At 69.2% G+C, this 20,704-nt stretch carries 19 protein-coding genes and 1 tRNA gene; 9 read left to right on the plus strand and 11 right to left on the minus strand.

Annotated features, from left to right (window positions below; all coding sequences use genetic code 11):
- From ACMCNK_RS21050 to ACMCNK_RS21070, 5 genes are read right to left on the minus strand one after another with little or no spacing between them, the layout of a single operon-like run.
- Entirely contained in the window at nt 1-1,503 is a 1,503-nt protein-coding gene (locus tag ACMCNK_RS21050; RefSeq protein ID WP_412738103.1) for a penicillin-binding transpeptidase domain-containing protein, read from the minus strand.
- Nucleotides 1,500-3,011, minus strand: a complete 1,512-nt coding sequence (locus tag ACMCNK_RS21055; protein WP_412738104.1) for an FtsW/RodA/SpoVE family cell cycle protein — start codon at nt 3,009-3,011, stop codon at nt 1,500-1,502. Before ACMCNK_RS21055 ends, ACMCNK_RS21050 begins: the two co-directional genes overlap by 4 nt.
- Nucleotides 3,012-3,043: 32 nt before the next feature.
- Nucleotides 3,044-4,519 carry a protein phosphatase 2C domain-containing protein gene (locus tag ACMCNK_RS21060; RefSeq protein ID WP_412738105.1) on the minus strand — a complete coding sequence of 492 codons (1,476 nt, stop codon included), beginning with the start codon at nt 4,517-4,519 and terminating at the stop codon, nt 3,044-3,046.
- The gene (locus ACMCNK_RS21065; protein WP_412738106.1) at nt 4,516-4,998 is read right to left on the minus strand and encodes an FHA domain-containing protein; all 483 of its coding nucleotides are present in this window, start codon (nt 4,996-4,998) and stop codon (nt 4,516-4,518) included. The genes ACMCNK_RS21060 and ACMCNK_RS21065 overlap by 4 nt, the downstream gene beginning before the upstream one ends.
- A gap of 5 nt (nt 4,999-5,003) precedes the next feature.
- Nucleotides 5,004-5,792 (minus strand): FhaA domain-containing protein, encoded by a 789-nt coding sequence (locus tag ACMCNK_RS21070; protein WP_412738107.1) that lies wholly within the window; start codon nt 5,790-5,792, stop codon nt 5,004-5,006.
- A 176-nt stretch (nt 5,793-5,968) separates the two neighbouring features.
- Here ACMCNK_RS21070 and ACMCNK_RS21075 point away from each other — a divergent pair.
- The 6 genes from ACMCNK_RS21075 (at nt 5,969) to ACMCNK_RS21100 (ending at nt 11,965) form a co-directional block, all read left to right on the plus strand.
- Nucleotides 5,969-6,054 (plus strand) — tRNA-Leu (locus tag ACMCNK_RS21075).
- Between the two features lie 156 nt (nt 6,055-6,210).
- Complete coding sequence (locus ACMCNK_RS21080) at nt 6,211-7,284, plus strand: NAD-dependent epimerase/dehydratase family protein (RefSeq protein ID WP_412738108.1); 1,074 nt, start codon at nt 6,211-6,213, stop codon at nt 7,282-7,284.
- Nucleotides 7,281-8,087 carry a WecB/TagA/CpsF family glycosyltransferase gene (locus ACMCNK_RS21085; protein WP_412740936.1) on the plus strand — a complete coding sequence of 269 codons (807 nt, stop codon included), beginning with the start codon at nt 7,281-7,283 and terminating at the stop codon, nt 8,085-8,087. Before ACMCNK_RS21080 ends, ACMCNK_RS21085 begins: the two co-directional genes overlap by 4 nt.
- Nucleotides 8,088-8,194: 107 nt before the next feature.
- Nucleotides 8,195-10,405, plus strand: a complete 2,211-nt coding sequence (locus tag ACMCNK_RS21090) for a glycoside hydrolase domain-containing protein (protein ID WP_412738109.1) — start codon at nt 8,195-8,197, stop codon at nt 10,403-10,405.
- Nucleotides 10,406-10,456: 51 nt separating this feature from the next.
- Complete coding sequence (locus ACMCNK_RS21095) at nt 10,457-11,128, plus strand: hypothetical protein (protein WP_412738110.1); 672 nt, start codon at nt 10,457-10,459, stop codon at nt 11,126-11,128.
- 252 nt (nt 11,129-11,380) lie between these two features.
- A complete protein-coding gene (locus ACMCNK_RS21100) occupies nt 11,381-11,965 on the plus strand; it encodes a hypothetical protein (RefSeq protein WP_412738111.1) in 585 nt (194 codons plus the stop codon).
- 30 nt (nt 11,966-11,995) lie between these two features.
- Here ACMCNK_RS21100 and ACMCNK_RS21105 read toward each other — a convergent pair whose 3' ends face one another.
- The 3 genes from ACMCNK_RS21105 to ACMCNK_RS21115 all read right to left on the minus strand — a co-directional run bounded on the left by ACMCNK_RS21105 (nt 11,996) and on the right by ACMCNK_RS21115 (nt 13,785).
- Nucleotides 11,996-12,487, minus strand: a complete 492-nt coding sequence (locus ACMCNK_RS21105; RefSeq protein ID WP_412738112.1) for a hypothetical protein — start codon at nt 12,485-12,487, stop codon at nt 11,996-11,998.
- A gap of 228 nt (nt 12,488-12,715) precedes the next feature.
- Nucleotides 12,716-12,934, minus strand: a complete 219-nt coding sequence (locus ACMCNK_RS21110) for a DUF397 domain-containing protein (protein WP_412740937.1) — start codon at nt 12,932-12,934, stop codon at nt 12,716-12,718.
- On the minus strand, nt 12,904-13,785 hold the full coding sequence (locus ACMCNK_RS21115) for a helix-turn-helix domain-containing protein (protein WP_412738113.1): 882 nt from the start codon (nt 13,783-13,785) through the stop codon (nt 12,904-12,906). Before ACMCNK_RS21115 ends, ACMCNK_RS21110 begins: the two co-directional genes overlap by 31 nt.
- 484 nt (nt 13,786-14,269) lie before the next feature.
- On the opposite strand from ACMCNK_RS21115, the gene ACMCNK_RS21120 reads away from it, so the two are divergent.
- Nucleotides 14,270-14,569: a hypothetical protein gene (locus ACMCNK_RS21120; RefSeq protein WP_412738114.1), complete on the plus strand. Its 300-nt coding sequence runs from the start codon at nt 14,270-14,272 to the stop codon at nt 14,567-14,569.
- Between the two features lie 19 nt (nt 14,570-14,588).
- Here the strand turns inward: ACMCNK_RS21120 and ACMCNK_RS21125 are convergent, their stop codons facing one another.
- A complete protein-coding gene (locus ACMCNK_RS21125) occupies nt 14,589-15,680 on the minus strand; it encodes a PASTA domain-containing protein (protein WP_412738115.1) in 1,092 nt (363 codons plus the stop codon).
- Nucleotides 15,681-15,834: 154 nt separating this feature from the next.
- Between ACMCNK_RS21125 and ACMCNK_RS21130 the strand changes: the two genes are divergently transcribed.
- Entirely contained in the window at nt 15,835-17,595 is a 1,761-nt protein-coding gene (locus tag ACMCNK_RS21130; RefSeq protein WP_412738116.1) for a Hansenula MRAKII killer toxin-resistant protein 1, read from the plus strand.
- 21 nt (nt 17,596-17,616) lie between these two features.
- Here the strand turns inward: ACMCNK_RS21130 and ACMCNK_RS21135 are convergent, their stop codons facing one another.
- Entirely contained in the window at nt 17,617-19,092 is a 1,476-nt protein-coding gene (locus ACMCNK_RS21135) for a glutamate-cysteine ligase family protein (protein ID WP_412738117.1), read from the minus strand.
- Between the two features lie 220 nt (nt 19,093-19,312).
- A complete protein-coding gene (locus tag ACMCNK_RS21140; RefSeq protein ID WP_412738118.1) occupies nt 19,313-19,891 on the minus strand; it encodes a YceI family protein in 579 nt (192 codons plus the stop codon).
- A 127-nt stretch (nt 19,892-20,018) separates the two neighbouring features.
- On the opposite strand from ACMCNK_RS21140, the gene ACMCNK_RS21145 reads away from it, so the two are divergent.
- Nucleotides 20,019-20,522 (plus strand): MarR family winged helix-turn-helix transcriptional regulator, encoded by a 504-nt coding sequence (locus ACMCNK_RS21145; protein ID WP_412738119.1) that lies wholly within the window; start codon nt 20,019-20,021, stop codon nt 20,520-20,522.
- Nucleotides 20,523-20,704: the final 182 nt, after the last annotated feature.

The following is a 20,704-nucleotide window of genomic DNA, read 5'->3' on the forward strand; positions in this document are numbered from 1 at the left end:
TCAGTCCCCTCCCCGACCCGCCGCGGCCTTCATGATGAGCCCGGAGATCCGCGCGGCCTCGGCGCTGGCATGGCCGCCGGGCACGTTCTCCAGCATGACGCAGACCGCGGACACCGGCTCACCCTGATCGTTGAATGCGAAGCCGACGAACCACCCGTGCGGGTCCTTCCCTTCGGCGTTCTGTGCCGTGCCGGTCTTGCCGCCGACCCGCATGCCGTCGATGTGCGCGTTCTTGCCGGTGCCGTTCTCGACGACACTGACCATCATCTCCTGCATTTTGCCCGCGACCGTGCCGTCGATCGGGGTGCGCAGGGTCTGCGGGTTTGCGGTGTAGAGGGGACGCCGGTCCGGGCCGAGCTGCTGCTGCACCAGGTACGGCCGCATCTGCTTGCCGCCGTTGGCCACGGTCGCGGCGATCAGGGCGCCCTGCAGCGTGGTCATGCGGACGTCGCGCTGACCGATGGAGGACTGGGCGAGGGCACCCTTGTCCGTGCTGCCGTCCGGGTTCTGGATCTTGCCGGTGTGGCTGGCGGCGACCGGCAGCCCACCGTCCTTCAGGTTGCCCACGGTCAGGTCATCGGTCTCGAAGCCGAACGCCTGCGCGGTCTGCTTCACCTTGTCGGCGCCCAGCTTGACGCCGAGCTGCGCGAACGCGGTGTTGCAGCTGTCGGTCAGCGCCTCCTTGAGGGTGACCTGAGCGGTCGGGCAGACCTCGTCCTCGGCGTTGCGGATCACCGCGCCGCTCTCCTTGTACACCGAGCCGGCGGGCAGCTCGGAGTCCACGTCGTAGCCGTTCTGCAGGGCGGCGGCGGAGATGATCGTCTTGAACGTCGAGCCCGGCGGCAGCGTCTCGTTGAGCCCGCGGTTCAGCAACGGCTGATCCGCGTCCTTGATGAGCTTGGTGTACGCCGCCTGCGCGACCTTCTTGTCGTGGCTGGTCAGCGGGTTCGGGTCGAAGCTGGGCATGGTCACCATGGCCTGGATCGCACCCGTACGCGGGTCGATCGCGACCGCGGCGCCCTTGCCGACGCCCCGCTTGTTGTTCACCAGTTCCCGGTACGCCACGCTCTGCGCATCGGTCTTGAGGCTCAGCACGACGTTGCCGCCGCCGGTGTTGTCGCCCGTGAACATGTCGCTGATCCGGTCCGCGAACAGGGTGTCGCTGGTGCCGGCGAGCAGCTCGTTCTCGCTGCGCTCGATACCGGTGGCCGCGCCGTTGACCGGTTTGTACCCGACCACCGGGGCCCACGCCTCGACCTGCTTGCTCGGGTAGACGCGCAGGTACTTGAGCGTGTCCCCGGTCGGCTTGCTCTCCGCCAGGGCCTGACCGCCGACCTCGATGACGCCGCGCGGGCGCTCGTACTCGGCGACCTGGACCCGGCCGTTGTAGTCGCTGGTGCGGTAGTCGTCCGCCTTGTACGCCTGCACGTAGTTCAGGTTGATGAACAGCAGCCCGAACAGGACGAGGATGACCACGCCGGCCTTGCGCAGTGGTGCGTTCACGGCTTGATCACCTCCGTCATGGCTCCGTGCAGTTGCGCGGGCGGCTGCATGAGCCCACCACCGGCCGGGGCGGCCGGGCCGCCTCCGGTCTCGGGTCGGCGTGCCGCGTCCGAGATCCGCAACAGCATGGCGATCAGCAGCCAGTTCGCCATCAGCGACGAGCCACCGGCGGACAGGAACGGGGTGGTCTGGCCGGTCAGTGGGATCAGCCCGGTGATGCCGCCGACGATCACGAAGATCTGCAACCCGAGCGTGAACGCGAGACCGCCCGCGACCAGTTTGCCGAACGAGTCGCGCACCCCGATCGCCGCACGCAGCCCCCGCTCCACGATCAGCAGGTACGCCACGAGCAGGGCGGACAGCCCGAACAGGCCGATCTCCTCGCCGAGACCCGCGAAGATGAAGTCGGTACGCACCTCGGGCACCTGGCCCGGCGACCCGGCGCCCGGCCCGGACCCGAACAGCCCGCCCGTACCGAGCCCGAGCAGGCCCTGCACGAGCTGGTAGCTGCCGCCGACCGGCCGGTTGTAGAACTGGGTGCTGAACGGGTCGAGCCAGATCGACGCGCGGTCGTAGAAGTTCTTGAACGGGCCGCCGATCGCGGCGCCCAGCAGGTACGCCACGTACACGCCGCCGAAGAACATGACCAGGCCGATGATCAGCCAGCTTGCCCGCTCGGTCGCCACGTACAGCGTGACGACGAACAGGCCGAAGTACAGCAGCGCGGTGCCCAGGTCCTTCTCGAAGACGAGGACGAGCAGCGAGAGCAGCCACACCGTGACGACCGGGCCGAGGTCGCGACCGCGCGGGAAGTCGATGCCGACGAAGCGGCGGCTGGCCAGCGACAGCACCTCACGCTTGCGCACGAGGTAGTACGCGAAGAACGAGACCAGGGCCAGCTTGGCGAACTCGCCGGGCTGGATCGAGAACCCGCCCAGCTTGATCCACAGCTTCGCGCCGTTGACCTCGGAGAGGCTGGCCGGGAGCACGGCCGGGAGCATCACCAGCACGATGCCGACCAGGCCGAGCGTGTACGCGTATCGGGAGACGACTTTGTGGTCGCGGATCACCAGCAGCAGGATCGCCGCGAGCATCAGCGCGCCGAGCGTCCAGGCGAGCTGGCGGCCACCGGTCAGCGCGAACACCCCGGGGATGGGCTGCTTGGTGGCGATCGCCTTGGCCAGGTCGAGGCGGCGCAGGAACACCACGCCGATGCCGTTGATCAGCGCCACCGCCGGCAGCAGGACCGGATCGGCGTACGGGGCGGTGAACCGCACCACCATGTGCAGGCCGAAGAAGAGCAGGCCGAGCAGTGCCGCCGGCACCCAGAACGCGGAGCTGACCGTGCCGAGCTGGTTCGCCTCGACCGTCGCCGCGAACACGGCGACCAGGGTCATCGCGAACGCGAGCAGGCCGAGCTCCGCGTTGCGCCGGGTCTTGATTCCCGGGATACGCGACATCTCACCCGTGGTGGCGGGTGTGGCAGCCGGTACGGCGGGCGCGGTCAAGAAGGGGTCCCCAGACTTCGGTGTGCGGGCGCTCAGCCGACCGTCCGGCACCCGACCGGGTCGACGACCGGCGGGGTCGGGTCGGAGGCCTGAGCGTCCGGGGTGGTCACGGGCACGGATGCCGACGTGGACGGGGTGATGGTCCGGCCGGGAGCCGAGGCCTTCCCGGCCGCCGGCGGGGTGGTCTTCCCTGCCGCGGGCGACGTGGTCTTCTCCGCCGGGGGCGACGGGGTGTTCTGCGTGGCGGACGGCGTGGGTGTCGCGGTCTCGGTCGGCGCGGTGGTGGCGCAGATCGGCTTGAGGTTGGGGTTGGTCGGCACGTCGCTGGTCAGTTCGGCGAGGCGGTGCTGCGCGTCGGGCTTGCTGTCGGCGTGGATGCCCTGCTTGACGCGTTCCTGCGCGACCGTGGTGAGGTCGTCGAGGCGGGCGGTGCTGGTCTGGTCGACGCTGGACAGATCAAGACCGGCGATCTGTCCCGGTACGCCCTGGAAGACGGCGAGCTGACCGCCGTCGGTGGCGCCCACGTAGTACTGGTCCTGGGTGTACTGCCAGCCCAGCCACAAGCCGCCGCCCAGCGTGGCGAGCAGCAGCAACATGAGGAGGCTGGTGCGCACCGGGTGCCGGCTCGGCTCCGGGTCCTCCCGGTCGTACACGGCGCCCTCGGGCTGCGCCGGACGGGGTGCCTGCAGGGCGGCGGCGCGGGCCGCGGCGCTGGAGCTGTCCGCCCGGGTGGCGTTGCCCCGGTCCCGGGCGGCGGCGCCACCCACGATCGGGGCCTGCTCGACGATGTCGGCGTCCGTCGCGTCCGCGACCACGACCGTGATGTTGTCCGGGCCGCCGCCGCGCAGGGCGAGCTGCACCAGGCGCTCCACGCACTCCTGCGGGTCGGCGATGGTGCGCATGCTCTCCGCGATGGTCTCCGCGCTGACCACGCCGGAGAGCCCGTCGCTGCAGATCAGGTACCGGTCACCCTTGAGCACCTGACGCACCGAGTACTCGGGGTCGATGTCGCGGCCGTCGAGGGCGCGGGTGAGCAGCGAGCGCTGCGGGTGGCTGCTGGCCTCCTCGGGGCTGATCCGCCCCTCGTCGACCAGCATCTGCACGTACGTGTCGTCCTTGGTGATCTGGGCGAATTCACCGCCGCGCACCAGGTACGCCCGGGAGTCCCCGATGTGCACCATGCCGAACTTGCTGCCGGAAAACAGCACCGCGGTCAGTGTCGTGCCCATACCCTCCAGATGAGGGTTGGCGTCCACGGTGTCGCGGAGCTGCTGGTTGGCCGTGCCGACGGCGTGCCGCAGGGCGTCGACGAGCGCGTCTCCGGGCACGTCTTCGTCGAGGGGGGCCATGGCGGCGATGACGATGTTGCTGGCGACGTCACCGGCGGCCATGCCGCCCATGCCGTCGGCGACGGCGAGCAGCCGCGGTCCGGCGTAGACGGAATCCTGGTTTCCGTCTCGGATCAGACCGCGGTCGCTCTGGGCGGCGTAGCGCAGGGTCAGGGTCATGGCCGTAACTCGAGAGACGTGCGGCCGATGCGAATCGGCACGCCAAGGGGGACGGGAGTGGGTCCGGCGACCTTACCGCGATCGAGATAGGTTCCGTTCGTCGAGCCGAGATCCTCGACGAACCATTGACCGTCCCGCGGCACCAGACGAGCGTGCCGGGCCGACGCGTAGTCGTCCGTGATGACCAGGGTCGAGTCCTCGGCTCGACCGATTGTGATATGTGCCTCACCCAGCGTGATCCGCGTCCCGGCCAGCTGACCGGCGGTCACGATGAGTTGACGTGCCGCCTTACCGCGTTTCGCCTTGGCCGGACGGCCCTGCAGCACCGCGCCACCCACCCCCCGAGGGCTGGCGACGATGCTCTTGGAGCGCACCCCGGCGAAGAGGTCCCGGCGGATGACCCCGACCACCGTGAACACGAAGATCCACAGCAGGATCAGGAAGCCGAACCGGGCGACGGTGAGGACGAATGCGGGCAAGGTGGCTAGCCGTCCACTCGGAACGTCAGCGTGGTGGTGCCGAGCTGGATCATGTCGCCGGGGTTGAGCGCCACTGCGGAGACCCGCTGGCCGTTGACCATCGTGCCGTTCGTCGAGCCGAGATCGGTCAGCACGACCTGGCTGCCGTCGTAGTCGAGCCGGGCGTGCCGGCGCGAGATGCCGACGTCCGGCAGGCGCAGGTTGGCCTGGTCACCACGTCCGATGACGGTCGAGCCCATCTGCAACGGGTACGTCCGGCCGTCGCCCGAGACCAGCCCGACGCTGCGCCCGTTGTGCCCCTGTTGCTGGTAGCCACCCTGCTGTTGCTGGTCGTACGGCGCGTACGCCGGCGGGCCCGCGTCGTACGAGGGCTGTTGCACCGGGGCGACCTCGCCACCGGTGTACACCTCCGCGGTGACCCGGAACATGCCGGTGTCCAGCCCGTCGCCCCGCTCGATCTCGACGATGACGTCGCCGTACACCGTCCAGGCCTGCTCGCCGATGAACTCCGCCTGGGACTGGGCCAGCTCCTGGGCCAGCGCGGCCGCGTAGGGCGCCAGCCGGCTGTGGTCATACGGCGAGAGGTCGATCACGTACCGGTTGGGTACCAGCGTGCGGCCACCCGCCAGGATGGCCTTGTGTGCCTCGGCCTCCCGCTGCATGGCATTCAGAATCTCCACCGGGTGCACGACACCCTTGAACACCTTCGCGAAGGCCCCTTCGACCAGGCCTTCCAACCGCTTCTCGAAGCGCTGCAGCACGCTCACCGGCTCCTCCTCGGGTTCCGAGGACATGATGGTATCCGGCGGCCGCTTGCGCATCTCGCGCCAAGTGCTGCCGGCACTTCTGACCCTCGTATGACTGCCCACGCCGCCGTGCTAATCTCTCCTGGCGTCGCGGGGCGATATAGCTCGCTGTGTGACGTGGGACAGCGTAGTCTGTCGCAGCTAGTAATCGGCAACAAGGCCACGGGGATGTGGCGGAATGGCAGACGCGCACGGTTCAGGTCCGTGTGTCCGAAAGGACGTGGGGGTTCAACTCCCCCCATCCCCACCATGATGCAGGGCCTCGCGGGTCACCGCGGGGCCCTTCTTCGTTGATCAGTCCGGCCCGCCCACGACTCGGCCCATTCGAGTGAAAAGCCAGGTGCGCGGGCCGCCGCGTTATGCTCGCCTCTGTTTTCCCCATCCCCGCAGACTCGGAGTGTCGTACGTGGCAGTCGCCCTGGTAACCGGTTCCGGTGGTCTGATCGGCTCCGAGGCAGTCCGGCACTTCGCCGGGCTCGGCCTCGACGTGGTCGGCATCGACAACGACATGCGGCAGGAATTCTTCGGCCCCGAGGCGTCCACCGCCTGGAACGTGCGGCGCCTCACCGACGAGCTCGGCGCGGCGTACACCCATCAGGGGATCGACCTGCGCGACCGGGACGCGCTGGCGAAGATCTTCACGCACTACGGCCGCGACATCGCAGTGGTGATCCACACAGCGGCGCAGCCGTCGCACGACTGGGCGGTCCGCGATCCGTTCACCGATTTCGACGTGAACGCGGTCGGCACGCTCAACGTGCTGCAGAACGTGCGCGAGCACTGCATCGACGCCCCGGTGATCCACTGCTCCACCAACAAGGTGTACGGCGACCGGCCCAACTCGCTGCCCTACACCGAGCAGGCGACCCGCTGGGAACTGGCACCGGACCACCCGTACTACGAGGGCATCACCGAGGACATGTCGATCGACCAGTGCCTGCACTCGGTGTTCGGCGCCTCCAAGGTCGCGGCGGACGTCATGGTCCAGGAGTACGGCCGGTACTTCGACATGAAGACCGTCGTGTTCCGCGGCGGCACCCTGACCGGCCCGGCGCACTCCGCGACGGAGCTGCACGGCTACCTGGGCTACGTCATGCGCTGCAACATGGAACGGCGCACATACAAGATCTTCGGGTACCAGGGGAAGATGGTGCGCGACTCGATCCACAGCCACGACGTGCTGACCGCGTTCGAGGCGTTCTTCCGCAACCCGCGCAGCGCCGCGGTCTACAACCTCGGCGGCGGCCGCTTCTCCAACAGCTCGCACCTGGAGGCGTTCGCGATCGCGGAGCAGATCAGCGGCCACCAGATGATCACCGAGTACGTGGAGCAGAACCGCATCGGCGACCACAAGTGGTGGATCGGCTCCAATGCCGCTTTCCAGGCCGACTACCCGGATTGGAAGCAGGTGTACGACGTTCCGATGATCCTGCGCGAGATCCACGAGGCGAACGTCGACAAATGGGTCCCGGCCCCATGATCGCCCAGGGCAAGCGCAGCGTCCTCGGCGTGCTGGTCGACGCGGTGGATTACGAAGCCGCCACCGACCAGATCGTCACGGCCGCCCGCGAGCGCCGGCACTACGCGGTCACCGCGCTGGCGGTGCACGGCGTCATGACCGGCGTGCAGGACCCTGCGCACAATGCCCGCCTCAACTCCTTCGACCTGGTCACCCCGGACGGCCAGCCGGTGCGCTGGGCACTCAACCTGGTGCACGGCACGCACCTCGCCGACCGGGTCTACGGCCCCACGCTCACGCTCAAGGTGCTGGAGCGCGCCGCCGCCGAGGGCCTTCCGGTCTACCTGTACGGCTCCACCCAGCCGACCCTGGACCGCCTGGTGCCCGCACTGGAACGGATGTTCCCCGCGCTGAAGCTCGCCGGGGTCGAGGCGTCGAAGTTCCGCGCGGTGCAGCCGGGCGAGGCCGCGGAGATCGCCGAGCGGATCAAGGCGTCCGGAGCGCGGATCGTGCTGGTCGGCCTGGGCTGCCCACGCCAGGAGGTCTTCGCGTACGCGATGCGGCCACTGCTGGACATGCCGCTGCTCGCCGTGGGCGCCGCGTTCGACTACCACGCCGGGCTGTTGAAGAACCCGCCGCCGTGGATGCAGCGGTACTCGCTGGAGTGGCTGTGGCGGCTCGGGCTGGAACCCAAGCGGCTGTGGAAGCGTTACGTGCTGCTCAACCCCGCGTACCTGGCCCGGCTGGGGGCGCAGCGCTCCGGCCTGTGGAAGGCCGACCCGCCGGCCGCCGCGTCGGAGCCGGTCACCAGCTTCGCCGTGTGACGGCCGGGTGACCGCCGGACACGTCGAAGGCCTTCCATACGTCTGCTACGTTTCGCCACGGCAAGATCAGAATCTGCCGTGACGGAACAAGCGGGGGTATTTCTCAGGTGTCCAATGTCGACGACATGATCGTCCGGGCTCAGCGTTTCATCAACAGCACGTACAACAACGGCGCCACTCTCGGCATATCGAAGCTGGAGGAGGACGGCCGCACGGGCTGGACCACGATGTACGCCTTGACCCGGGCGCTGCAGTACGAGATGGGCATCACCGCGTTGTCGAACACGTTCGGGCCGACCACGCTCTCGACGCTTCAGACGAAGTTTCCCAAGCTCGATCAGTCCACCGTTCCGTCGTGGGCGTTCGGCTGCATTCTCCAGTCCGCCCTGTACTGCAAGGGCTACGACGGTGGCGGTATCGACGGCGAGTACAACGCTCGGGTCCAGGCTTCCGTCGCGAAGCTGAAGCAGGACATGGGGGTCGACGGGGCGTTCCCGGGAAATTCCCTCGAACCCAAGGTCGTCAAGGCGCTGTTCAACATGGACGCCTACGTCACGGTGAACAACGGGTCCGACGCGATCCGGTCCATTCAGCAATGGCTGAACGGCCGTTACGTCAACCGCCGGGACTTCTTCATCATCCCCAGCGACGGCCACCACTCCCGCGATGTCGCCAAGTCCATGCTGTTCGCCATCCAGTACGAGCTGGGCATGGCCGACGGCACCGCGAACGGCGTGTTCGGGCCCGGTACCCAGGCCGGACTCAAGTCGCACACGGTCACGACCGGCGCCACCGGCGCGTGGGCGCAACTGTTCACCGCGGGCATGGTGCTCAACGGGCGCAACACCGCGTTCGGCAATTTCACCGCCGAGGTCCAGGCGGCCGTACGCGATTTCCAGTCGTTCGCGAAACTCCCCGTCACCGGAGCCGGTGACTTCCCGACGTGGGCCTCGCTGCTCGTCTCCTACGGCGACCAGACCCGCAAAGGCGAGGCGTGCGACGGTGTCACGAAGGTGACGTCGGCACGGGCACAGGCGCTGGTCGCCGCCGGCTACAAATACATCGGCCGGTACCTCTACAACCCGTCCAGCACGAGCCTGCCGGAGAAGCAGATCCAGCCGGGCGAACTCGACACGATCAAGCAGTACGGGCTGCGCTGCTTCCCGATCTATCAGACGTGGTCCCGATCGGCTGACTACTTCCGCTACGAGCAGGGGTGCACAGACGCATCCAACGCCATCGAATGGGCGCGGATCCACGGTTTCAAGCCGGGCTCGATCATCTATTTCGCGGTCGACTACGACGCCCTGGACAGCGAGGTCACCGACCACATCATCCCGCACTTCAGCGGTATCCAGCGCACCATCGGTGAGCTCTCCGGCTACGGCGTCGGCATCTACGGTCCCCGCAACGTGTGCCAGCGCGTCTCCGACGCGGGGTACGCAGCAACCTCGTTCGTGTCCGACATGTCGTCCGGCTTCTCCGGCAACCTCGGCTATCCGCTGCCGACGAACTGGGCGTTCGACCAGATCGCCACGGTCACGGTCGGTTCCGGCGACGGCAGGATCGAGATCGACAACAACATCGCCTCCGGGCGCGACACGGGCCAGGGCGACTTCGACCCTGGGGTGCCGCGCACGGACGATCTGGACGTCGACCTGGACAAGGCCAAGTACCGGGCGACTCTGCTCACCGACGTCCAGGCGTACCTCACCTCGATCGGCGTCCCGGAGACCGGCGGCGAGGGCTGGACCGCGGACAAGGACTGGGTCACCTACGACGCCATCACCACGACGCAGGCGTTCGACGCCGTCATGGACAAGGACTGGCTGTTCACCAACCTGGCCCGGCAGTTGAGGCTCCGCAAGGCACTCATCCAGGCGCCGGTGCTGTGGGAACTGCGGAAGCTGAACGCGCTCGATCCGATCGCCGACGACGCCGTCCGGCACGGGCTGAAGGATGACAGCAGCACCGGCTGGGGACAGATCTTCGCCTGGGTGGCCATGGAGGCCCGCAACTACTGCATCCAGCAGGGAATCATCAACGGCACGCCACTGAACGGCAACGACAAACGTACGGTGTGGGACCGCCTGCAGGACCCGAACTACAACATCACCACCGCGGCGTACCTGACGATCTACAACGCCCATCAGGTCGGGATCGACCGTCCGTCGCTGACGACCGGCCAGGCCGACGCCCAGAAGTTGCTCGCCCGCTACAACGGCACCGGTGACGGTGCGGAGCAGTACGGACGGGAACTGGTCGGCCTGTACAACGTGCTGGAGAACTACAACAAGCTCAGCCGCGCCGGTAGGTGAGGAACTGTTCTGACGACCTCGGAAAGAGGCACGGGATACATGAATCACCAGATGACACGGCGTACGGTCCTCCGGACCGCCGCATTCGCCGGCGCAACCGCTGCCGTCGGCTCGGTCCTTCCGGCCGCTTCCGCGTCGGCAGTCGAAGGCCGCGAGCCGAAGCGCCCGGCGACGTCGGCCAACGGCTGGACGATCCAGGCGAACGCGGACCACGACTCCCAGGTGTGGACCCGGCCGGTGGAAGGCACGGGTCTGAGCGTGGCCGTGTGGATCGGTGACGTCGAGACGATCCTGCTGCACGTCGTTCGCCGGTTCCACTACGAGATCGAGGAGATCCCGCGGATCGACCTGGCCGGCTGGCGCGAGATCGGCACTCTCCACAAGGGCCTGCCGGAGTCGAACCTCGCCTCCGGGACCGCGGTCCGCATCCGCCCGGGCGCGGCGGCCAAGGGCGGGTTCTTCCCCCTGCAGGAACTGGTGCTGCGGGACATCCTGGCCGAGTGCGAGGGAGTCGTCCGCTGGGGCGGGGACGATCGTACGGTGGACGAGTCGCTGTTCTACCTCGCCGCTGGTCCGCACGACACGCGGGTGGCGAAGGTCGCCGGCAAACTCCGCGGCTGGGAGGCGACGCCCGGGGAAGGCGCCGGCGCGGGAGTGGATGTCCTGGTCCCGTCTCGGCGCAGTCGCGCCGTCGGCCTGGCCCGAGTCCAGCGTTCGGCCTGACCGGCGGCCCAGCCTGCACCGCGGCCCGGTGCCGGGGTCCCTGCATCATTCGTGGGACCCCGGCCGACCTCCCCAGGTCGGGTCCGCGGTGCCGGGTGCGGTCGTCGGCAACTGGCAGTCGACACTAGGACACTCGTCTGCTCGACGACAGCCACATCGCCCGTTGGATTGACACACTCCCGGACCCCTACGGGTGCCGGGTCCGGACATCACCCGGTTTCGCGGCGCGTCTGACGGGTGAAGGCTGTCACCATGACCGTCGCCGCAGATCTCACACTCGCGGGTGCCCTGGCCGTGATCTGGCTTGCCGCCGGGCTACTCGCCGACGGCCTGCCGGCCGCGGGCTCCGCCCGCGAACTCCGCCGCCGCGCCGGGACGCTGACGGTGCTGGTCACCGCCGGATTCGTGGTGTTCCTCGCCGTACCCGCGGTGGCGGGAGCGATGCCGGGGCCGTCCGCGGCTCCCGCGGCGGTGCTGCTGCCGGCCATTCCCGCAGCGGTCGTGCTGGGTACGACGCTGCGGCGGCTCCTGGCCCTGCGGCGGGGGGCGGGCACGTTCAGCACCGCGCCGCGCGCCCCCATGCCGCCCGCGTTGCGCGCGGCCGCCGCGCACCCGCTGATCGCCGCGCCGTTGCAGGCCACGGGTATCGCGGCGCTGGTCGGGCTGCCGATCGCGGGCGGGGTGGTGGCCGTACCCGGCGATACGGTCGCCGGGATGGCGATCGGTCTGGCCGGGCTGGCGATGGTCGCCGTGGGCGTACGGCATGCCCTGCGGCACAGCCGGCTCAGGCTCCTGGTTCTCGCGCCGATCCGGCGCCGGACGACCCGAATCGGCTGATCTTCGGATCCTCCGGCGCCGGGGTCCGGTTCAGCCGCGCTTGGCCTCTTGCACGTAGAGGAGTTCGAGGATCGACCGCGCCGCCTCGAACCAGCGGTCCAGCCAGTCCGAGGGCGGCATGGTGCCGCGCGGCGGCAGTTCCAGCAGCAGACCACGAAGCAACGGGTGGTCCGCCATGGACATGGACATGCTGGGTACGAGCGACCGGCTCGGCTCACCCCACGGCGGGAAGACCGGCTCGGAAAGGCCTTGCAGGTCGAGCGACGGCAGCTTGCCCGCACGGTCCAGTGCGCTGGTCGGTTCAAGGCTCTGCGACATTCCCGGGGAGCGGATCGGCAGGCCTGAGGGCAGACTCGGCGGCAAACTGGGCGGCAGGCTCGGCGGACCACCGCGCCCGATCAGCTCGGCATCGGCGTCACCGGCCAGCCCGTCCCGCCGGTTCTGCCGGTACGCGTTCACCCCACCGCTGAACCGGTCCTGCGCCGAGGAGGCGCCATTGTTCAGATTCTCGGAAATGGTCATCGTCCGCCTGCCTCGCTTCGCTGTGTAGCGCCCGCCCGCCGTTGCGCAGCATTAACCGGGTCCACGCGGTCCGGTCCGCGCTTCGAGCGTTCAACGAGGCGGGGTGCGGTCGGGCGACGGCGACGCGGGCGGTGAAATGTGGACGTACGGCATCCGCATTCACCCGCGGCCGACTTCTCCGGGCCGGGTGACCGGGGAAGCCGGCCGCGCGGTGCCGGAACGACGAACTCAGAGGTCGAACTCGCCGTCCTTCGCGCCGCCGACGAATGCGTCCCACTCGGCCGCCGTGAAGATCAGGGCGGGGCCGGCCGGATTCTTGGAGTCGCGCACCGCGATCGCCTCGTCCACGAAGGCGACCTCGACGCAGTTGTCGCAGTTCGGTCCACTACGGGTGCTCTTGAACCACTGTGCGCGGCTCAGATCGATCCGGAAACCCTTGGTCTCAATTTCCACAATGGCTCCTCTACCAGCATTTCGATCATCTCCGTGGACGCCTCGGGGGTGAGGGCGGTCGCCTGGATGGTGTCGAAGATGGAGCTGTACTTCTGCAGTTCGTCGCTTTTCTCCAGGAACAGCCCGCCGGTTGCGTTCTCCGCGTACACGACGGCCGGGTCCTGGTCGTCCGGGAAGTCGAGGATCGCGAAGGTCCCGTCCATGCCGGCGTGCGCCCCCACGGCGAACGGCAACACCTGGAGGGTCACGTTCGGCAACTTCGCTGCCTCGACCAAGCGTACGAGCTGATCCCGCATCACCTCGTCGCCGCCGACCGGGCGACTCAGTACGGCTTCATCGAGCACCACCCAAAGATCGATCGGATCGTCCTGGATCAATAACGACTGCCGAGCCATGCGGACGTGGACTCTGCGGTTGATTTCCATCTGTGTGTCACCCGATCGAGCAGCTTGGATCATCGCGGCCGCATATTCCTCACTCTGCAACAGCCCGGGAATCACCTGTTGCTCATACGCACGAACGGAACACGCAGCCGCCTCAAGCCCGACATATGCCCCCACAAGCACGGTGCTGTACGGGTGCCACCAACCCTTTTGCCGCGCCTCCCGGGCAATCTGCACCAATTCCTCGGTAGCAGCCACGTCGACACCGTAAATGTCCAACATGTCCTTTACGTCACGAGGTGTGGCACTCGTGTGCCCGGTTTCGATCCGGGACACTTTCGACGGTGAACATCCGATTCGCTCCGCCACCACGTCGATCGTGACACCGGCGGATTCGCGATACTTGCGAAGCTCAGCCCCGAGCCGACGGCGACGGATCGTGGGACTGCGGCGCTGGATCACACTGACCTCCGGAAAACTGCGCCACATCTACGAGGGATCGACACGGTATCCCCCCGACGGCGGCGTCGATGCCAGTCTGTCTGTTGATCTCTTGATCCTTCAAGCATCCTCCGTGATCAAATAATCACGGACGGCTGACATGCAACTTGCATCGATCCGATCGGTAGGGCAATCTTTCTGTAGGCCGCGCGTCACAAACGTTCTTGGGCGAGGCGGCCGGGCCGATGCACCGCACGCAGAAAGTGACGCCGTTTCGCGGGGCGTCGGTCGAGCGTTGGTCCCGGGTGGACCCCCGCCGGGAAGTGGTTCCCGGACCGCCTGCGACTTCAGCCCGACCGGCGGAGGCGACGTTTCCGTAACCGCCAGATGATTGGCATCATCGGATGGTTGCAAATGAGCATGACCTGGGCACACTGGAGCATCTGCGTCCACTGTGCAGCAGCCTAACGTTTCACCCCGAGACGAGATCAGAACAGGAGCTGACGTGCTTCCTCGGTCCGGTGATGTCATCCACGTGACGAAGGCCGCGAGCGTCCAATTCTCCGCGCCGATGCTGTTCCGGGTGATCAGGGTTCACGACTGGCCGACGTACGAGGGATGGGTCTGGCTCGACGGATACGAGCTCAACTCCGCCGGCGACGCCGTCGAACGCCGGTCGATCTTCGTACAGGCCAACGGGCTGCGTCAGGTCGGCAAGGCACCCGACCCACGCGCCCGCAACGGCCGGCAGCCGGGCATGACCTCCGGTGCGGTCCCCGCGCGAGCACTGCGCACCAACCGCTGATCGGTACGGAATCCGCCGGTCAGTCCTTGCCGGGCTGGCCGGAGGTGCCCGTCGGCGTCGATGACGGCGCAGCGGACGGCGAGGGCGGGGACGCAACGATCAACGTGACGGTGGTGTCCGACGGCACCTGCTGACCCTCGACGGGATCACTGTCGATGACCGTCCCGGCCGGCGCATCGCTACGGACGAACCGCACCCGGTACGCCAGACCCGTACGGTCCAGGGCCTGGATCGCATCCTGCAGTGAGAGGCCCTTGAGGGCCGGAATGGTCACGCTCGTGGGACCGGTCGGCTCCGTGGTGGCGGGCGTGCCGGGGGTGGCCGTCGTGGACGGTGCGGTCGACGGCGGTGTGGAAGGAGCTGTGGACGGCGGCGTCGATGCCGGCGTCGGCGCCGAGGTGGTCGCCACCGGAGCCGGCGTCTCGTCACGGTTCACCGCCTGGAGGATCATGTAGACCCCCCAGCCGAGCAGCGTCAGCAGCGCCACCACGACGATCCCCACCAGAACGGGCATCCACCATCTGCCGCGCGGCTTGCGCTCGGCCGGGACCGCCCACTGCTCCCGAGTGTCGCCGATCGCGGCGCTGGGCCGGGGCGGGCGCACCCCGGCCTGACCGGCCCAGGCAGCACCCCACCCGGCCCCGCCGCCGGGCGTGCCGGGCAGGACCGCGGTCGCATCGCGGTCCGCCCCGGTGCCCGGCAACACAGCGGTCGCGTCGCCGTCCGCCGCAGCCGGCAGCTTGGCGGTCGCATCGCCGTCCGCCGCAGCCGGCATCTGCCTGGTCGCGTCGCCGTCCGTCGCGGCGGGCATTTCCGTGGTTACATCGCCATCGGTCGCGGCGGGCATCCGCGTGGTCGCATCGCCGTCTGCCGGCAATTCCGTGGTCGCATCGTGGTCCGCCGCGGCCGGCATCTGCCTGGTCGCGTCGCCGTCCGACGGGGTCGGCGTGATCGCGGTGGTGTCGCCGGGTGGACCCGGGTGCGCCGTGGTCGCATCGTCGCCCGATCGGGGCCCCTCGTCCGGCTGAATTCCCCGGGCTCCCGGGCCGGTCTCGTCCGGTCCAGGGCCGCTGTCGTCGGGTTCGCGGCGTCGCCCCTGCTCGTCGGACATCGCCGGATCCTCTCCCTCGCATCCTGCCGAGGCTCAACGTATCCAATGTTGGGCGCGCTACACGGCATCCCGCGGGCAAAGCCGCTGCGTGACCTTGTTGCGGCGGACCGCAACGGATTAGCAGGCATCGTCACCTACCGCTACAGTGCCCCGCATGGCCGAGAGGGGCAGAACAGTGCAGGCCGGCGCCGCGGCCGGGATCGCCGCGGGGACGGGCGCGGCTCAGCTCGGCCTCGGGTACGGACTGGGCGTGGTCGAGTGGCCGACCACCGCGGGCGTCGACGACAGCGTCTGGCTGGGCAGTCTCGGCTGGGCGACGTGGATCGCCGCGAGCGCCACCGTGTTCGGTGCGGTGCTCGCCGGCCGGATGCGGGTGCGTTCCGGCGGCCCCTGGCGGTTCGTGCTGGCAATCGCCGCCGCAGTCGGGGCGCTACTCACAGTCGCGCTCATCGCGTTGCCCGCCCGCGCGGCGGTACGGCCGGACACGTTTTCGCCGCAGACGGTCGCCGCGGGTTACGCGCTGCTCGGCGTGCTGCTCGGGCTCGTCGTCGCGTACTGGGCAGTGGTGTCTCGGCCCGCGTCGGCGAACCTCGTCGCCACCGCGGTCTGGCTGTGGACCCTCGCCGCTGCCGCGGTGGTGGTGGAGCTGACGCTGCACCGGTCGTCCGCCACCTACCTGAACAGCTGGCAGTTCGCCACGCCCGGCACCCGGTACGGCATCGTGGCCGTACCCAGCGCGTTACTCACGCTGCTGGTCGCCGCGATCCTCGGAGTGGTCGGGGCCGTCCCCGCGGTGCGCCGCGGCGACCGGGGGGTCGGGGCCGCCGCGTCCGGTGCGGTCGGGCCGCTGCTCGTGGCGACCGCGTTCCTCGCGCTGGCTCCGCAGCTCACCGGGTCGCTGGGCTCGATCGACTCGGCCTACCTGATCGCCCCGTACGCGGTGGTCGCCGGGCTCGCCGGTTCCGCGGCGACCGTGGCGGCGGCGCAGTGGCGGGCCCAGGTCAAGGGACTGGACCGGCCGGGTGTGACCATCCCGGCACAGGCCGGTCCGGCCGACGAAAATCCCGGCGGCGGCGCGGGGCAGACGGGCGCGAGCACCGCGGCCGCACCACGCCGGGCCACCGAACGCGCGGCCGCCGCCCGTGCTTCCGCGGGCAAGGCCACCGGGGACGACGCGCCCGAGCCTGACGCCGCCCGGACTCAGGCGTCGCGGGCGTCATCGGACCGAAGCGAGTCGGCATCGCGCCCGACCGGGGATTCCGGTGACGCCACCGCCTCCACAGCGAAGGGAACGCCGGCCAAGGCGGCCGCGGGCAGGGCCGGGACCGGCAAGGCATCCGCCACCAGGCAGGGCACGGGCCGGGCTGCCACCGGCAAGGCGCCCCGGAAGGCACCGCCGACTCAGGCCCCGGCGACGGAGCAGACACCGAGCCAGGCCGCGGGTCCGGAACAACGGAGCCAGACCGCGGGTCAGGCACAAGCGGACCGGAGCACATCGGGTACGGGCGCATCGGGCCGACCCACGCCGAAGGAGACCGCCCGGGGGAAGGCGGCGCCGGACGCGGTTGCCGGGCGGGGGGCGTCGCCCGTACCTCTGTCGTCGCTGCCGAGCGCGCCGCCGCCGACCGGGCCTCCGCCCACCGCGCCGCCACCGACCACGCCGCGTTCCGACACCAGCCCGACCCCGGTGGCCAACCCGTCCTCGTCGAAGGCGGTGGGCCGCGCCGCCGCATCGTCCGCCGCGGCCGATGCCGCCCCGGCAGCGGAACGGCGCCGTGCCGATTCCACGGTCGCACCGCCACCGGCCGAACCGCCAGTAGCCGAGATCAACCCGGAATCCACGGGCGGCGAGTCCAAGCGGGGGCTGCTGCGGCGCCTCGGGCGCCGCTCGGGTCAGCCCGACGCCGACACCTGATCCGAGCACAGTGGACGGACGTCACGCAGCAGGCCACGTGTGCACCGGTTCGTTGGTGTGCTGCAGTGCGAGGTAGTGCAGCAGCATCTCGTGCAGGGCCGCCCGCCGGTCCAGCCCGCGCTGCTCGCCGGCCCGCACCGCCTCGGTCTGCCAGGTGGCGCCGTTGCGGCAGGAACGGCAACGGCCTTCGATGATGGCCAGCAGCCGATCCCGATGGGCCGGGGCGACGCCGAACTTGTCCAGGCCGGCGCTGGCCTTGGGCAGCAGCTCGTCGAGGACCAGGTCGGTGACCGCGATCTCGCCCGCCCGCGGCCAGTACACGGTCGTGTCGATCCCGCGCCGCGCCGCGCAGTGGAAGTTGTCCTCCGCGGCGGCGAACGACAGCTGCGTCCAGACCGGGCGTTCCTCCTCGGCGAGCTGGCGGGCCAGCCCGAAGTAGAACGCGGCATTGGCCATCATGTCGGCCACGGTCGGCCCGGCGGGCAGGACCCGGTTCTCCACGCGCAGGTGCGGGCGGCCGTTCATGACGTCGTAGACCGGCCTGTTCCAGCGGTAGACCGTGCCGTTGTGCAGCCGGAGCTCACCGAGCTGGGGTACGTCGCCGTCGTGCAGGACCACGACCGGGTCCTCGTCGTCGAGGACCGGCAGCAGCGGCGGAAAGTAGCGGACGTTCTCCTCGAACAGGTCGAACACCGAGGTGATCCAGCGCTCGCCGAACCAGACCCGTGGGCGTACGCCCTGCGCCTTGAGTTCCTCCGGCCGGGTGTCCGTGGCCTGCTGGAACAGGGCGATCCGCGTTTCCGCCCAGAGGCGGCGGCCGTACAGGAACGGGGAGTTGGCCCCGATCGCGACCTGGACCGCCGCCAGCGCCTGCGACGCGTTCCAGTACGAGGCGAACCGGTCCGGCGGCACCTGCATGTGGAACTGGACGCTGGTGCAGGCGGCTTCCGGGGCGATGGAGTCGTTCGCCGCCTGGAGTCGCTCGATGCCGCGGATGTCGACCGCGAACTGCTCGCCGCGGGCCCCGGCGATCTGGTCGTTGAGCGCGCGGTAGCGCTCGTTGGCGGACAGGTTGCTCGCGACCAGGTGTTCCGGCCCGAGGGTGGGCAGGATGCCGACGAGCACGATGGTGCTGTCGGATTTCTCGGCCCGGTCCTCGGCGCGGCCCAGACTTTCCAGGATGGCCTGCTCGTACTCGCCGAAGCCGTCGCCGTGGATCGGCCGGGGCCGGGCATTGAGCTCCAGGTTGAACTGCCCGAGTTCGGTCTGGAACGCGGGGTCGCCGAGGTTCGCGAGGATTTCGGCGTTGCGCATCGCGGGTTCCGCGTCGGCGTCCATCAGGTTGAGTTCGATTTCGAGACCGGTCATCCGGTTCTCGCCCTCGAACGCGGCGGCGTCGAGCATCAGAGCGAGTACGTCGAGGCACCGGCGAACTTTCTGCCGATACCGGGCACGATCCTCTGAGGAGAAGGCTGCGTCGGAGAGGTCCTTGCCCATCTGCCCTCCCGGCACGGTGCGGCGTGAGTTTCTCACGGGTAGGTGGTTTGCCTACTTCCACAACAGGGACAAAAGCGGACTTCGATCACCACTCTGTGAGCGAACGCACGCGTTCGGTTCACCTTGCCATCCCTGCCGTGTCACCCGCTAGCGGTGCCGGCGAATGCACAACGGCGCCGTTCCCCCTCGGGAACGGCGCCGTTGGCGATCGAATCGGACATCAGCCCTGGCGAATGGCCTCGCCCTCGATCTCGAGCTTGACCTTCTTGCCGATCATGACGCCACCGGTTTCCAGCGCCATGTTGTAAGTCAGACCCCAGTCCTCGCGGTCGATCTCCGCGGTGGCGCTGAAACCGAAGACATCGAATCCGTACGGGCTGCGCCCGACGCCCTCGAATTCGACCGTGAGCGCGACCGGCCGGGTGATCCCCTTGATGGTCAGCTCGCCGTCGAGAACGAACTCGTTGCCCTCGAACGACTTGATGCCGGTGCTGCGGTATTCCATCGTCGGGAACTTCTCCGCCTCGAAGAAGTCGCCCGTACGCAGGTGGTTGTCCCGGTCCGCCTGGCCGGTGGAGACGCTGGCGGTCTGGATGGTCGCGACGACCGAAGACTGCAGCGGATCCTCGGCGATCGTGACGGTGGCGCTCGCCTGGGCGAACTCGCCGCGGACCTTGCTCACCATGAGATGGCGCACCACGAAGCCGACGCGCTTGTGCGCCGCGTCGAGCTCGTACGTGCCGGCGGTCGGGATCTGCAGGCCCTGGAACTCGCGGGTGGTGGCGACGGACTCGGTCATGACTATGTCCTCTCGGAAGCGGGTACCGGCCTAGTGGCCCGGCACCTCGGTGGTTCACTTAATTGACGTAGCAACTATACGCTCCGCAATATTCCATCTGTCAAGTGCCCGGTGTTACGCTGGTCTCGTGCGTATCAACCTCGATGACCCCCGGTTCACGGCGATCGGCCTCTTCGCCGAGGCGTACACGGGCCTGACCACCCGCTTCGCCGCGCAGTTCGAGCAGCACCACCTGTCAACGGTCGAGTTCGAGGTGCTGATGCGCCTCGCCCGCTCACCCGGTCAGCGACTGCGGATGACCGACCTCGCGGGCCAGACCTCGCTGTCCACCAGCGGGGTCACCCGCGTCGTCGACCGCATGGATCGCGACGGCCTGGTCTGCCGCGAGGCCTGCCCCAGCGACCGGCGCAGCTCGTACGCGGTGATCACGGAGGCCGGGCTGGAGCGGCTCGACGAAGTGCTGCCCGGCCACCTCGAACTGGTCCAGCAGTGGTTCATCGGCCAGCTCGAACCGGATCAGCTCGATCAGCTCCTCGAGTCCCTGCGGATCGTGCGCGACGCGGTGAACCCGTGCGCGACCGCCGGCAGCACCGGCAGCGAGGTCGAGGCGATCACGGCACCCCGCCCGTAACCGGCAGAAGTACCGGCAGAACCGCCGGACGCCCTGGTCGAAACCGCTTCATCCCGGCCAAATCGCAGGTCACCCGCGGCTAGGGTGATCTCCGGGGGGAGGCGGCGCGACCGGGACGGATCACGGGGAGTCTGCGTTCTCGCCGCCTGCCGTGTGGGCGTGGCGACCGGCGCGTGGGGGGC

Origin of the sequence: Krasilnikovia sp. MM14-A1259, from assembly GCF_047159535.1 — a bacterium.
Taxonomy (GTDB): domain Bacteria; phylum Actinomycetota; class Actinomycetes; order Mycobacteriales; family Micromonosporaceae; genus Actinoplanes.